Source organism: Treponema sp. R8-4-B8, assembly GCF_054786175.1.
In genome coordinates this window covers 1-13,474 of sequence record NZ_BDHE01000022.1, presented here as the reverse complement: position 1 = coordinate 13,474, position 13,474 = coordinate 1, and the positions used below count along the sequence as shown (strand labels likewise).

The following is a 13,474-nucleotide window of genomic DNA, read 5'->3' as shown; positions in this document are numbered from 1 at the left end:
AAACGTCTTTTACCGCCGGAACGTTAAGTGCCATTAGTCCTAAACTTTATTGAGGAATAATTGCATTAATGGTTTTAAGAATGTGCCTTCGGCACGGTAGGCAAATTTTGTAATTAATGTGGGCTTCGCCCACGACCGCCTTACGGCGGCAAAAATTATAAAGGAGCGTGTTATGAAAAACACAATCAATTTCAAAACTATCCTACGGATAGTCGGGATTATCGCCCTTGTTGCGGTAATAGGGTTCTCAATGGTGGCTTGTGATGATGGCACTGGCAATAATGACAATGGAGACGGTACTGGTAGTAATAGTTCCAACACATCAATTAACGGCGCGTGGAGGGAAGTGTCCGGCGGAGTCGCCAGTGGAATGCTTGTTACTATCGAGGGCAGCAACGGTTTCTTTACGCAGGTTACGGGCGATTGGCTAAAAGCCAGGGATAAGGGGAATATCACTATCGGCGATGTGTTTATAAGGAATATCGCTTCAACGGGGAACCGTACATGGTCATGTCAGAATATATTGGTGAATGGAACTACTTACGCTCTTGCTAATTGGGCTGACGGCACGCTTACTTTATCCACCGATGGCAATACTCTTACTAAAAATACGCCGACTTCTGGGACGCCGGTTATTACTTATAGCAGGATTACCGATGGGATTAACGGCGCGTGGAGGGAAGTGTCCGGCGGAGTCGCCAGTGGAATGCTTGTTACTATCGAGGGCAGCAACGGTTTCTTTACGCAGGTTACGGGCGATTGGCTAAAAGCCAGGGATAAGGGGAATATCACTATCGGCGATGTGTTTATAAGGAATATCGCTTCAACGGGGAACCGTACATGGTCATGTCAGAATATATTGGTGAATGGAACTACTTACGCTCTTGCTAATTGGGCTGACGGCACGCTTACTTTATCCGCCGATGGCAATACTCTTACTAAAAATACGCCGACTTCTGGGACGCCGGTTATTACTTATACCAGAGTGCGGTAACGTAAGAATAATAATAAATGTAACTGACTCCATTTTATCACTGAATAAAATGGAGAATGTATTAAAAAATAATGGTGTACGGACTAACGGCACTTAACAAACGGTAAAAGTACGCCGCCCTGTTCGGGCGGCTAGGGTTCAGGCGGCTAGGTCATGGGCGTTGCCCATTCCCACGCCGCCTTCACCCACATTGCAAGCCCCCGCAATGCTCCGCATTGCTTTAATGGGGGCTTGCAACGTCTTTTACCTAAGAACGTTATGCGTAATTGCAATTTGAATTGGTTGACAAATGTTGCAAAAAATGGTATAAAAAGATATGGATTATAAAAACGGAAAATGGGCAAAAAATATTATCGAATTACAGCATGATGACGGTTCATGGGGCTATTTTCATTCATTGTCATATTTAAACAGAAGATACCCAATAACAACGGAACAGGCTTTGAGGAGACTGGAAATATTAGGTTTTACAATAGAGGACAAGCCAATAAAAAGTGCAATCAAGTACATGAATGATTGCTTAATCGGAAAAAACAGACCGCCGGATCGTGAAGAAAAGTTGCATAATACAAAAATATATATGGAATTGATGCTATCTACATGGATAAGAAGGTTTACAGAAGAAAATAAAATGGCAAATAAAACAGCCGGCAAATGGGCTGAAATAATAAATAGCTCATTCAAAAACGGATATTATGATCATAATACTTATATAAATGCTTATGAAAAAACATTAGGCATTAAAATGAATCCAAAAGCAGGCAGGCTGATAGATTTTGTTCATTTTTACCCAATTTCATTATTGACAAATATATTGGATAAGTCGATTGAAAAATATTATTTTAAGCATATCATTGAACATGATACTGGAATGTATTATGTATATAACAAGAAATTATCAAATACTCCAATAATATTTCAATCAAAATTTACAAGCGGCTATTTGCGTGCGATTGAAATATTGTCTAGATACAATAATCCAGAATGTAAAAAACAATTAAAATTTATTGTTAAATGGCTTAATAGTAATAGTAAAAATGGCAAATGGGATATGGGAAAAGACTCAAAAGACAATGTATATTTTCCGTTATCGGACTCATGGAAAAAAGAGGAAGATAGAATTTCTGATTGTACATATAGAATAAATAAATTATTGGTAAATATATAAAGCAAATTGCAACTACGCATAACAGGTCTGTAACTGCATCGCCGCCTTTCGGCGGCTCGGGCTGCGAAAAAACCCAGTCGGGCTACGCCCTTTGTGGGTTTTTTCTCCGCCAAAGTTTTTTGCGCCCGTAAAAATGCTTCGCATTTTTCCTTATCGGGCGCAAAAAACCTTCAGTTACAGCCAAAACGTTAAGCAACATTGGGCGCGGCATTATTGTAAAATAATAATAAAATAATGCTGTAAAAATAATCCAATGTCGCAAGCGTTTCGGAGGTTACGGCGTTTGTGGCTGATGATGAATTAAATTTTACCGTAAATAAACTTATTCTCGGAGACAATCTGGAAATATTAAAAACGTTTCCCGATGAATATGTGGATTTAATATACCTTGACCCGCCGTTTTTCAGCAACCGCAATTATGAAGTTATTTGGGGAGACGCAGGCGAAATACGCTCTTTTCAGGACAGATGGTCGGGAGGAATGGATCATTACATCGGCTGGCTGTATGAACGTGTTGAACAAATGCACCGTATATTAAAAAATACGGGAAGCATTTATTTGCATTGCGACTGGCACGCTGACGCTTATATCCGTGTAAATATATTAGATAAAATATTCGGAACAAAATATTATTTGAACAGCATTGCATGGTGTTATTCAATCGGCGGTAAAAGCAAAAATAAATTCGGGCAAAAGCATGACACTATTTACTTTTATTCAAAAGGAAAGAATTATACTTTTAATGAAAAAGACGCTTCCGTCCCGCGTAAAGCAAACACCCATATGAAATTAAAAACCGACGCTGACGGGCGTGAGTATCAGGAGAAAACTGACGCAAAAACAGGCAAAATATACAAGTATTACGTTGACGAAGGAAAAATAGCGGAGGATTATTGGATAGACATTGAAACGTTAAACCGCGAAGCAAAAGAACGCATCGGCTACCCGACGCAAAAACCCGAAGCGCTGCTTGAGCGGATTATAAAGACTTCATCGAATAAAGGCGATATTGTTTTAGACCCTTTTGCCGGCGGCGGGACAACGATAGCCGTTGCGGAAAAACTTGGACGGCAATGGATAGGCATAGACCAATCGGTACAGGCGGTTAAGGTTACGGAATTCCGTTTGGAAAGGCAATACGGGGCGACAGAAGAACAAGCCGCTTTGTTTACCGCTTCCCCTTATACGGTGCATTTGCATAAATATGACAAAGACACGCTATTCAATGAAGACCCGTTTAAATTTGAAACATGGATAATTCAGCAGTTCGGCGGAATACCGCAAAATAAAAAAGGCGGGGACGCGGGCGTTGACGGCAAAACAAAAGAAGGGATTCCCATACAGGTAAAACAATCAAAGAATATCGGCGTTAATGTGATAAAAAATTTCTCCGTGTCGGCGAAACAGTTCAATAAAATACTTTTTGAAAAAAATGTTTCTGAAAAGAAGCCCGTTGGCTATATTATAGCGTTTTCTTTCGGCAAAGGTGCTGTTGAAGAAGCGGCTCGGTTAAAAAATTCGGAGAATATAATCATAAAATTGGTAACGGTGGAAGACATTATCCCGCTGTCGGTAAAACCGGCTGTAGCGGTGCATATAAACGAACTGGAAAAACTGGAAGGCGGGGCAAGAAAAATTGAATTTATCGCTGTCGGGAACAGCTCTGTCGGAATAGAATTTTACAGTTGGGATTTTGATTATAATGCGGAAAAGAAAAGGTTTAAGCCTTCTGTAATAATGGACAAAGACGGGAAACAATTTATTGTATTAAAAACCGGAACGCATAATATAGCGGTAAAAGTTGTGGATAATGACGGGTTGGAAAATATTGAAATAATAAAATTAAAAATTAACGGTGAAATAAAGCGTGAATAAAATGCGCCCAACGTCGCTTAACAGGTCTGTTAATGTACGCCGCCAGTAGGCGGCTAGGGTTCAGGCGGCTAGGTCATGGCTTCGCCATTCCCACGCCGCCTTCACCCACATTGCCCGCCCCCGCAATGCTACGCATTGCTTTATGGGGGGCGGGCAACGTCATTAACAGCCGGAACGTTATGCGAAATACCCCATTGAATTATTTACAATATGGAAGAATAAAATTGAAAAATATTGATATTAATATATTGACAATTTTTGAAAATATAGTAAAATGATAATAAGGAGAATTAAATGAAAATCAATCAAGAAAATAGTATTATTTCAGTTTATGGTGTTGGTAATATTAAAATTCAAGCAAATATTATGAGGATTACTTATACTTTTTCATATATCGCAAAAACAATTAGTGATGCACAAAATGAAGTAAATAAAATGGTAGATATTTTATTAAAAAGAACAAATGAATTATGTTTAAACAATATACAAACAGATAAAATAAATTTTCAGCCTGAATATGAATGGAAAAACCAGAAACATATATTAAAAGGTCAAAAAGTTGAACAAAGAACTATTGTTACAATAGATAATCTTAATGATAATTTAGAAAAAGCAAAAGCATTAATAGATAAAATAACAATTGATATTGATTCAATGAATTGTACTGTTTATTTTGGAATTAATAATTATGAGGAAAAAATAACAGAAGCAAGGAATTTGGCTTATAGTAATGCTTTAGAAAAAGCAAAACAATATGCAAAGCAAGCAAATTTAAATATTATTAAAGCAATTAAAATATCTGAATTTGAACCTAGAAATGATGAAGATTATGAATATGGTGCTGCAGATTGTTGTATTGCTGGTTCAACAGAAAGTTCAACAAAATTACAAATAAGCGATATTGAAATAGAAAAAAAATTATATTGTGATTTTTTAGCACAATAAAATAATAAAAGCAATGGGGTACTTCGCATAACAGGTCTGTAACTGCTTCGCCGCCTTACGGCGGCTCGGGCTACGAAAAAACGCAGTCGGGCTTGCGCCCTTTGTGCGTTTTTTCTCCGCCAAAGTTTTTTGCGCCCGTAAAAATGCTTCGCATTTTTCCTTATCGGGCGCAAAAAACCTTCAGTTACAGCCGGAACGTTAGGCGACATTTTTGCCTGAAAAATTTTGTAGAAATTATTAAAAAATGAAAAGGTGATACATAAAGATAAGATTTAAAAGAAATGGTCAGATGCTTCAAAAATCATGTTGACACTGATGGCATTAAAATATATAATCTAAAAAGATTTGGGAATGACTATACTTCAAAAGTGGGTTAAAATGACACGCTTTTGTTAAATTTTCACAAAAAAGGGGATTTTGATGAAAATTGCTAGTTTTTTTGCAGGAGCAGGGGGGCTTGATTTAGGCTTTGAAGAGGCAGGATTTGAGGTTGTATTCGCAAATGAATATGACCAAACAATTTGGCAGACTTATGAAGCAAATCACCCCTGCAAATTAGACAAAAGGGACATTCGCAAAATTAAGTCTTCTGATGTGCCTTATTGTGATGGTATAATCGGCGGACCACCGTGCCAGTCATGGTCTGAGGCTGGAACTTTACTTGGTATAAATGATTCTCGTGGACAATTGTTTTTTGATTATATAAGAATATTAAAAGCAAAAAAGCCTAAATTTTTTCTTGCTGAAAATGTTGTGGGTATGCTTTCGGAAAGGCATACAGAAGCAGTTGAAATAATCAAACATTTATTTGAAGCAGCCGGTTATAACCTTACAGTTACGCTCGTGAATGTTGCTGATTATGGAATTCCACAAGATCGGAAAAGGGTTTTTTATATAGGAATTCGTAAAGATTTAGGTTTTTCCTTTCAGTTTCCAAAATCATCAAACAAGCGCATGAATTTAGAACAAGCTATTGGTGATTTGAAAGATACGGCTGTACCCGCACTTATTAAAAATAAAACAAATCCTGAATTGATAATTCCAAATCATGAATATTTTACTGGTGGTTTTTCAACAATCTTTATGAGCAGGAATCGTGTCCGCCAATGGAATGAACAAGGTTTTACTGTTCAAGCAACAGGAAGGCAAACACAACTACATCCGCAAGCCCCCAAAATGGTTTTTATTGAACAAAACAAACGAAAGTTTGTTAAAGGAAAGGAACATTTATATAGACGCTTGACAATTCGTGAATGTGCACGTTTGCAGACATTCCCTGATAAATTTAAATTTTATTATAAAGATCTTGAAGATGGTTATAAAATGGTCGGTAATGCCGTTCCTGTTCGAATGGCAAAAATAATAGCAACAGCTATAAAAAATCAAATTATAAAACATGAAAACGCAACAGCGTTAACGATAATTAGTGATGATAGTTACATCCAAGACGTTTTGGAAACGCACAATAAAGCAAGGAAAAAAAGATGCCAAGTACTAGCATAAATCCAACAGTTATGGGAAAGGCGTATGAATATGCATGTATCATGGCTATAAAAGAATTATTGGAAAATATTCGTCCAATAGAAATAATTGAAAACAGCAGTTTATCAGTTGCATATGTACGTTATAATGAGATCCCAAAAAACGAGCAAGATAAAATGAAAAAATCTGCAGTAGCTGGTATTAAAACGATCATGGATATGGAACCTAAAATTGAAGAAGATGGAAATGATAAATTAACAATTTCACTTCAACCAGATAATGTTGCAATAAGTGGAGACGTTCGTGATATTTTAATAATTAGGCGTTCAATTGCGTGGGAGATTGGAATATCAGTCAAACATAATCATTCAGCATTAAAACATTCTCGTCTTTCAAAAACAATAGATTTTGGCAAGGAATGGCTAGATATTAATTGTGATGCAAGTTATTTTAAAGAAATTACACCTATTTTTGATAATTTGTCATTATTAAAAGAAAAACAAAAGAAATGGTCGGAAATTTCGAATAAATCTGAAACTGTTTATTTGCCAATTTTGAAAGCTTTTATGAGAGAACTTAATTCACTATATGAAAAGCATAAAAATTTAGTCGCTGAAAAACTTGTTATATATTTAATTGGCTCAAATGGTAAGGATTATTATAAAATTATTCATCGTAATAATAACAAGGTAAAAATACAGCCTTTTAATATATATGGAACTCTTAATAAAAGAGCAACAAATAAAGAACCAAGTATAAGATATAGAAAAATTAAATTTCCCACAAAAATTATTGACTTGTCATTGAAAGAAAATTCTAAAACAACAGTGGTTCTTACTATGGATAATGGATGGGCAATAACTTTTAGAATCCACAATGCTGAATCAAAAGTTATTCCAAGTCTAAAATTTGATATACAGCTTTTAGGCCAACCTGCTGAATTATATTATAAAGAAGTTGATTGGTAAATATTGAAAAAAGCAAAAACGTCGCCTAACAGGTCGGTAACTGTACGCCGCCTTGAGGGCGGCTAGGCTACGACAAAACCCAGTCGGGCTACGCCCTTTGTGGGTTTTGTCTCCGCCACATTTTTTTGCGCCCGTAAAACCGCTTCGCGGTTTTCCTTATCGGGCGCAAAAAAACGTCAGTTACCGCCGGAACGTTAAGTGCCAGTTTTGCACTTGTAATTTATGTGAATAAATGTTAAAATATTATTATAATATTAATCATTTAGGAGGAAATTTATGAAAAAGACAATCAAATTTCTGGTTGTTCTCTTGGTTCTAATTACTGGAACCATGCTTTTTAGTTGTGCAAGCGTAAGTACTACAAAAGGTTATGCAGATACTCTTGAAGAGGCTCATCCCGACAGGATTGAAAAAACTGTTGTTGGTATAAGTACTAATGAATTCAAAAGTATTTGGCCTGAAGCAACAAGATCAGGTATCAGCGAAACTGGAGAAATATACGAATTCGTATATACTCGTTTAACTATGGGAGGATATGCCTACACTTATAAAATATACACCAAATTTTATTTTTCTAATGATAAACTGGTGAGATATGAAAGTACTAAAGGTATGTAGTTAACTATAATATTATGTTTATATTAGCCGTTTTTCGGGACGGTTAATATAAAAAACTCTTATTTATTTATTACGGGAGTATCCTTTTTTAGCAAGATATTCCCATAGAAAATTAAAAAAATCTTTTTTTTCACGATTTTTAAGATAATTATATGCCTTTTTTATTGAAATTTTGTCTAGTAAGACTTCTTTTAATATTTCTTCTGAAGCATATTTTAATATATACATTACTTGATAAATAGTAGTAGGAGAAACCATAATTTGTCTAGCCATATTTTCTGCAGCACGTCCATCACCATTACTTTGACGGGTATTTGTCATATTTTCTTCAACGAATAAAACAACTTCTGCATTTTTAAAATACCTATGTCTTACAATGTATTCTTCATTGTTTACCATTTTTAAACCTCCAGTATATTTTATTATCCATTTTTTAATATTTTTGTCAATAGTAATTTAAATTATAATTAAAATAAAAAATGCAAAACCGGCACTTAACAGGTCGGTAAAAGTACGCCCCTTCGGGGCTAGGCTACACAAAAGCGTGTTCGGGCTTCGCCCTCTGCACGCTTTTGTTCCGCCACATTTGGGGCAGGGGTCGTTGCTACGCAACGCCCTATAACCTGCCCCAAACGTCTTTTACCGCCAAAACGTTATATGCCATTTTTCTTGAATTGGATTTAAGAAAAAAATCATTGGTATATACGTTTTGGGTGATGTTATGGTCAATGTTGATACATATTCAACAGCAACTAAAGAATCAATTTTTGATAAAGCAGCATATAATACAAGGGTAAAAATTTATAAAATTTTATCTCAAAGTATTGATTTGGAAAAATTAGATTCAATAATTGATGTTGGAGTTACGGCGGATAAAACTCAAATTTCATCAAATTTTTTTGAAAATTTATTTCCTATGCCTGAAAAAATAACAGCGATTTCAGACCAGGATGCAAGTTGGATGGAAAGTGAATATAAAGGGCTAAAATTTATACAAGGAACGGCTCTTGAAATGCCTTTTGAAAAAAATACATTTGACTTGGTATTTTCCTCTGCTGTAATTGAGCATGTGGGATCATATATTAACCAAAAAAAGTTTATAAGCGAATGTTTTAGGGTAGCGAAAAAATATGTTTTTATAACAACACCGAATAGATATTATCCTGTAGAATTACATACGGCAATACCGCTAATACATTGGTTACCGAAAAACATACATAGGAAAATATTAAAAATAATCGGAAAAGATTTTTTTGCGGATGAAGCAAATTTAAATTTATTGACAAAAAAGGGGTTAAAGAATATTTGTGAAGAAAATGGAATAAAAAAATATAAAATAAAAACGGCATATTTTTTAGGATTACCGTCAAATTTATTATTGATAATAGAAAAATAAAAAATAAGGCAAGAAAAACGGCATATAACAGGTCTGTATATGCTTCGCCGCCTTACGGCGGCTCGGGCTACGCGAAACACCAGTCGGGGCTACGCCCCTTTGTGGTGTTTCGCTCCGCCACATTTTTTTGCGCCCGTAAAAATGCTTCGCATTTTTCCTCATCGGGCGCAAAAAAACGTCATATACAGCCGGAACGTTATGCGACATACAGCCCTAAAATTGATCAAAAATTTTGAATATAAAATGGAAAATATAAACAAAAAGGCATAAAAATAAGAATAAAACTTAATTGACCTAATTCTAAAATAATAATAAACTTGTTTAAGTAAAGGAAAAGTATAATGGCAAAAACAAAATGGAAATATCATCATATTGGTGTTCCGACTGAAAAAAGTATTGCTGGTGAGCATTATTTAAAGGATTACAAATTATATCATTATGGTTTTGAAGAAAGTGAATTTGGAATAGAATGGATGAGATATGAAAAAGAATGTAATTTACCCGAAATAGTTAAAACAAAACCACATCTGGCATTTGAGGTAAAAAATTTAAAAAAAGCATTAAAAGGACGTAAAATAATAATTGAACCTAATAGCCCATCTGAAGGAAATGTAGTGGCATTTATTGAGGAAGATGGTTTGCCAATAGAATTAATACAAATAGATAAAAATGAGAATAAAAAATAATTGTATAAATGGTGTACGGGCTGTACGTCGCATAACAGGTCTGTAACTGCTTCGCCGCCTTACGGCGGCTCGGGCTACGAAAAATCGCAGTCGGGCTACGCCCTTTGTGCGGTTTTTCTCCGCCAAAGTTTTTTGCGCCCGTAAAAATGCTTCGCATTTTTCCTCATCGGGCGCAAAAAACCTTCAGTTACAGCCGGAACGTTATGTGCAAGTTTGCCTAGGATGGTTACAGGAATATTGACATAAAATTAGAAACATAATATACTAAAAAATATATGGAGAAAAATCATGGAATATGCAGTAGTGTTCTATTTTAACAAAACAACAGAAGAAAAAATAAATTCATTAATATTAAAAATAGCTAATGAAACTGGAAATAGATATATGGTGGACAATAACATTCCTCCGCATATTACAATTTCATTATTTAAATATGATGAAACAGTAGATACAATAATAAATATTGTTGAAAATAATATCTCAACATTTAACAGGAATAATATCAAAATAGCATCTATTGGAATGTTTAATCCAAATGTTTTGTTCTTATTGCCAATAATGAATGATTACCTAATAGAATCAAATAAAAAAATTAGTAAAATAATAAAAACAAATGATAAAATATTATTGGATAAAAATTATATAGAAAATCAATGGATTCCGCATATAAGTTTAGGTGTGAAATTAAATAAAAATGAATTAATTAATGGCATAAAAATATTAGTGGAATATTTTGAAGTAGAAACAAATAAGATAGGGCTGGTAAAATGTAATCCATATAGGAATATAAAAATGTGGGAAATATAAAATTAAAATTATTGAAAAAAGGCAAACCTGCACATAACAGGTCTGTAACTGCTTCGCCGCCTTTCGGCGGCTCGGGCTACGAAAAACCGCAGTCGGGCTACGCCCTTTGTGCGATTTTTCTCCGCCAAAGTTTTTTGCGCCCGTAAAAATGCTTCGCATTTTTCTTTGTCGGGCGCAAAAAACCTTCAGTTACAGCCGGAACGTTATGCGAAAAAACCGCAAAATAATTCAAGGATTAATCCCATAAAAGATTAGAGCAGCCTACTTATATCTGACAGCAAACACTTCTTTTATTTTTTGGTTATAATATTTTGAATAAAATAGCCTTTTTGATAAATTTGATAAAATCTTGTCAATTTATTCAGTATTTATGCATATGTAAATATAAACTATTATGGTATTATAGGCTTTTCGCTGTTTCATATATACGCTAACCTACTGCGAATGTAAATTTATTACAGGCATTTTTTCCTCTTTACAAATTTTAAAAAATATGGCAACGTATAATCAGTTTTATATGGGAGCATAAATTATTCAAAATAATTATATCAAATAAACAAGGTCTATTTGAAAATTGGCATAAGGTGATTTAATTATTGGCAGTTGCGGTTTCATCGCATAACAGGTCGGTAAACGCATCGCCGCCTGACGGCGGCTCGGGGTTCCGTTCGGCTAGGTCGCCTGAAGGCTCCCACGCCTCACTCCACCCACATTTTTTTGCGCCCGAAAAACCGCTGCGCGGTTTTCTTCATCGGGCGCAAAAAAACGTCGTTTACCGCCGGACGTTAAGTGCCAGTTTACCCTTAGATATATGCGACTGACTACATATCTAATATAAATAAATTATGTAATTAATGTATTATAATTATTTGCCTTCGGTACAGTATGCAAGGTTATAATGGCTTTTTATTACATTTTTTCTTTTTGGGCTTCTTGAGGAAGCCCACCGACGCAATATGCGTCGGCATTATCCCTTACTTGATAAAATAATATCTTAATGGTATGATAAGAATAAGGAATTATTTTGGCAAAAAACAAGGAAAAACAATACATTTATATAGTTCAATCCTCAAAAGAAACAACTAAATGCAAAATAGGTAAAACCAATGACCTTGAACGGCGTTTAAAAGAATATAATAACATGACCGGAAAATCAAAAGAAACCGTTTATACATATTTATTCACTTGTGAAGTTAAAAACATGACAAAAGTTGAGAATGACATCAAAGAAAAATTTGGAGAACTACGGGAAGAAAAGAGCAAGGAAATATATTTTTTCAACACTCCTTTTTTTAACCATTACACGGAATATATAAAAATGCATCCAATGTTCCTAAAAGAAATTTTTATTAAAACTGATGATAAAAAACAAATAGTTAAAATTGTAAAGAGAACAACACCATCTTTAGAAGAACGTGGAGTTACCAGAAAAGAATTGTTGCAAAAAGCGAAGAAAGTAAATAATGACGAATTTTATACTAAATATGAAGATATTGAAAAAGAACTTTCGATGTATGATAAAAGTATATGGAAAGATAAAACAGTTTTTTGTAATTGCGATGACGCTGTTGATGATGATAAAAAAAACACTTCAGCATTTGCATTATATTTTTTGCAGAATTTCAAAGAACTTGAATTAAAAAAATTGATATGTACCCATTACAGTGGCGGTATTGATTTATTTAATCAAAAAGCCAAAGGATATATATTTACCAAAGACGGTTACAAGGAATTTAAGGAATATCCCGAAGGATATACAGGTAGTTTTGACCATTCTATTTCAATAAAAATACTCAAAGATGAAGCGGATATAGTATGCACTAATCCACCATTTTCAAGGGCTATAGATTATTGGAAAATCATTATTGAAAGCGGAAAGAAGTTTTTAATTATTTCAAATTACACAAATCCTATAAATACTGCGTTTATAAAGTATTTCAAGAACAATAAAGCCTGGGCTGGCTATAATAGGGTTAGAAGTTTTTTAGATATAAAAAAGCAAATAGTGGAAGCCCCTACGCATTGGTATACGAATATTCCAATAAAAAACAGACCTAAATATAAAAATTTAAAAATTGTCCCATTGAAAGAAATACCTGAAAAATACAAGAAATATGACGATAATGGGATTTTGAATTTATATAATTCCTATATACCGAATGATTATAAAGAAGAATTTGCCGTATCAACAGACCCAATATTAAACGGCGTATTAGAAAAGGGATATAAGATTACCAATGAAAAAAGATATACGCCATATATTAATGGAAAAGAATGTTTTGCAAGGGTTTTAGTGCAGAAAAAATAAAATTTATTATAAATATATTGTATAAAAAGGCAGACGTAGTAAGATAACGAGGCGTTGTGTAAACCGGCACTTAACAGGTCGGTAACTGCTTCGCCGCCTTCGGCGGCTCGGGCTACACAAAAACGCAGTCGGGGCTACGCCCCTTTGTGCGTTTTTGTTCCGCCACATTTTTGCTTTTGCGAGAAACTGCTTCGCAGTTTCCTTATCGCAAAAGCAAAAACGTCAGT

The 13,474-nt window shown here is 34.6% G+C and carries 12 protein-coding genes; 11 read left to right on the top strand and 1 reads right to left on the bottom strand.

Annotated features, from left to right (window positions below; all coding sequences use genetic code 11):
- Positions 1–172: 172 nt before the first annotated feature.
- From ACYVRA_RS05020 to ACYVRA_RS04990, 7 genes are all read left to right on the top strand, one after another.
- Positions 173–994, top strand: coding sequence for a hypothetical protein (locus ACYVRA_RS05020; protein ID WP_461251311.1), 822 nt, complete (start codon positions 173–175; stop codon positions 992–994).
- Positions 995–1,310: 316 nt separating this feature from the next.
- Positions 1,311–2,162, top strand: a complete 852-nt coding sequence (locus ACYVRA_RS05015) for a hypothetical protein (RefSeq protein WP_461251654.1) — start codon at positions 1,311–1,313, stop codon at positions 2,160–2,162.
- Positions 2,163–2,447: 285 nt separating this feature from the next.
- The gene (locus ACYVRA_RS05010; protein WP_461251653.1) at positions 2,448–4,037 is read left to right on the top strand and encodes a DNA methyltransferase; all 1,590 of its coding nucleotides are present in this window, start codon (positions 2,448–2,450) and stop codon (positions 4,035–4,037) included.
- A gap of 294 nt (positions 4,038–4,331) precedes the next feature.
- A complete protein-coding gene (locus ACYVRA_RS05005) occupies positions 4,332–4,982 on the top strand; it encodes an SIMPL domain-containing protein (RefSeq protein ID WP_461251652.1) in 651 nt (216 codons plus the stop codon).
- Positions 4,983–5,402: 420 nt separating this feature from the next.
- Positions 5,403–6,485: a DNA cytosine methyltransferase gene (locus ACYVRA_RS05000; RefSeq protein WP_461251651.1), complete on the top strand. Its 1,083-nt coding sequence runs from the start codon at positions 5,403–5,405 to the stop codon at positions 6,483–6,485.
- Positions 6,467–7,432 carry a HaeIII family restriction endonuclease gene (locus ACYVRA_RS04995; protein ID WP_461251650.1) on the top strand — a complete coding sequence of 322 codons (966 nt, stop codon included), beginning with the start codon at positions 6,467–6,469 and terminating at the stop codon, positions 7,430–7,432. Before ACYVRA_RS05000 ends, ACYVRA_RS04995 begins: the two co-directional genes overlap by 19 nt.
- 276 nt (positions 7,433–7,708) lie before the next feature.
- On the top strand, positions 7,709–8,050 hold the full coding sequence (locus tag ACYVRA_RS04990) for a hypothetical protein (RefSeq protein ID WP_461251649.1): 342 nt from the start codon (positions 7,709–7,711) through the stop codon (positions 8,048–8,050).
- A gap of 63 nt (positions 8,051–8,113) precedes the next feature.
- Here ACYVRA_RS04990 and ACYVRA_RS04985 read toward each other — a convergent pair whose 3' ends face one another.
- Positions 8,114–8,449, bottom strand: a complete 336-nt coding sequence (locus tag ACYVRA_RS04985) for a hypothetical protein (protein ID WP_461251648.1) — start codon at positions 8,447–8,449, stop codon at positions 8,114–8,116.
- A gap of 310 nt (positions 8,450–8,759) precedes the next feature.
- Here ACYVRA_RS04985 and ACYVRA_RS04980 point away from each other — a divergent pair, with 310 nt between their 5' ends.
- The 4 genes from ACYVRA_RS04980 to ACYVRA_RS04965 all read left to right on the top strand — a co-directional run bounded on the left by ACYVRA_RS04980 (position 8,760) and on the right by ACYVRA_RS04965 (position 13,247).
- Positions 8,760–9,446: a class I SAM-dependent methyltransferase gene (locus tag ACYVRA_RS04980; protein ID WP_461251647.1), complete on the top strand. Its 687-nt coding sequence runs from the start codon at positions 8,760–8,762 to the stop codon at positions 9,444–9,446.
- A gap of 341 nt (positions 9,447–9,787) precedes the next feature.
- Complete coding sequence (locus tag ACYVRA_RS04975; RefSeq protein ID WP_461251646.1) at positions 9,788–10,132, top strand: VOC family protein; 345 nt, start codon at positions 9,788–9,790, stop codon at positions 10,130–10,132.
- A 288-nt stretch (positions 10,133–10,420) separates the two neighbouring features.
- A complete protein-coding gene (locus ACYVRA_RS04970; RefSeq protein WP_461251645.1) occupies positions 10,421–10,939 on the top strand; it encodes a hypothetical protein in 519 nt (172 codons plus the stop codon).
- A gap of 1,024 nt (positions 10,940–11,963) precedes the next feature.
- Positions 11,964–13,247 (top strand): adenine-specific methyltransferase EcoRI family protein, encoded by a 1,284-nt coding sequence (locus ACYVRA_RS04965; RefSeq protein ID WP_461251644.1) that lies wholly within the window; start codon positions 11,964–11,966, stop codon positions 13,245–13,247.
- The last annotated feature ends 227 nt before the right edge of the window (positions 13,248–13,474 follow it).

Bases quoted from the DNA above. Each gene is read 5' to 3' on its own strand.
- ACYVRA_RS05020 (WP_461251311.1), top strand. From the start codon at position 173: ATGAAAAACACAATCAATTTCAAAACTATCCTACGGATAGTCGGGATT.
- ACYVRA_RS05015 (WP_461251654.1), top strand. From the start codon at position 1,311: ATGGATTATAAAAACGGAAAATGGGCAAAAAATATTATCGAATTACAG.
- ACYVRA_RS05005 (WP_461251652.1), top strand. From the start codon at position 4,332: ATGAAAATCAATCAAGAAAATAGTATTATTTCAGTTTATGGTGTTGGT.
- ACYVRA_RS05000 (WP_461251651.1), top strand. From the start codon at position 5,403: ATGAAAATTGCTAGTTTTTTTGCAGGAGCAGGGGGGCTTGATTTAGGC.
- ACYVRA_RS04995 (WP_461251650.1), top strand. From the start codon at position 6,467: ATGCCAAGTACTAGCATAAATCCAACAGTTATGGGAAAGGCGTATGAA.
- ACYVRA_RS04990 (WP_461251649.1), top strand. From the start codon at position 7,709: ATGAAAAAGACAATCAAATTTCTGGTTGTTCTCTTGGTTCTAATTACT.
- ACYVRA_RS04985 (WP_461251648.1), bottom strand. From the start codon at position 8,449: ATGGTAAACAATGAAGAATACATTGTAAGACATAGGTATTTTAAAAAT.
- ACYVRA_RS04975 (WP_461251646.1), top strand. From the start codon at position 9,788: ATGGCAAAAACAAAATGGAAATATCATCATATTGGTGTTCCGACTGAA.
- ACYVRA_RS04970 (WP_461251645.1), top strand. From the start codon at position 10,421: ATGGAATATGCAGTAGTGTTCTATTTTAACAAAACAACAGAAGAAAAA.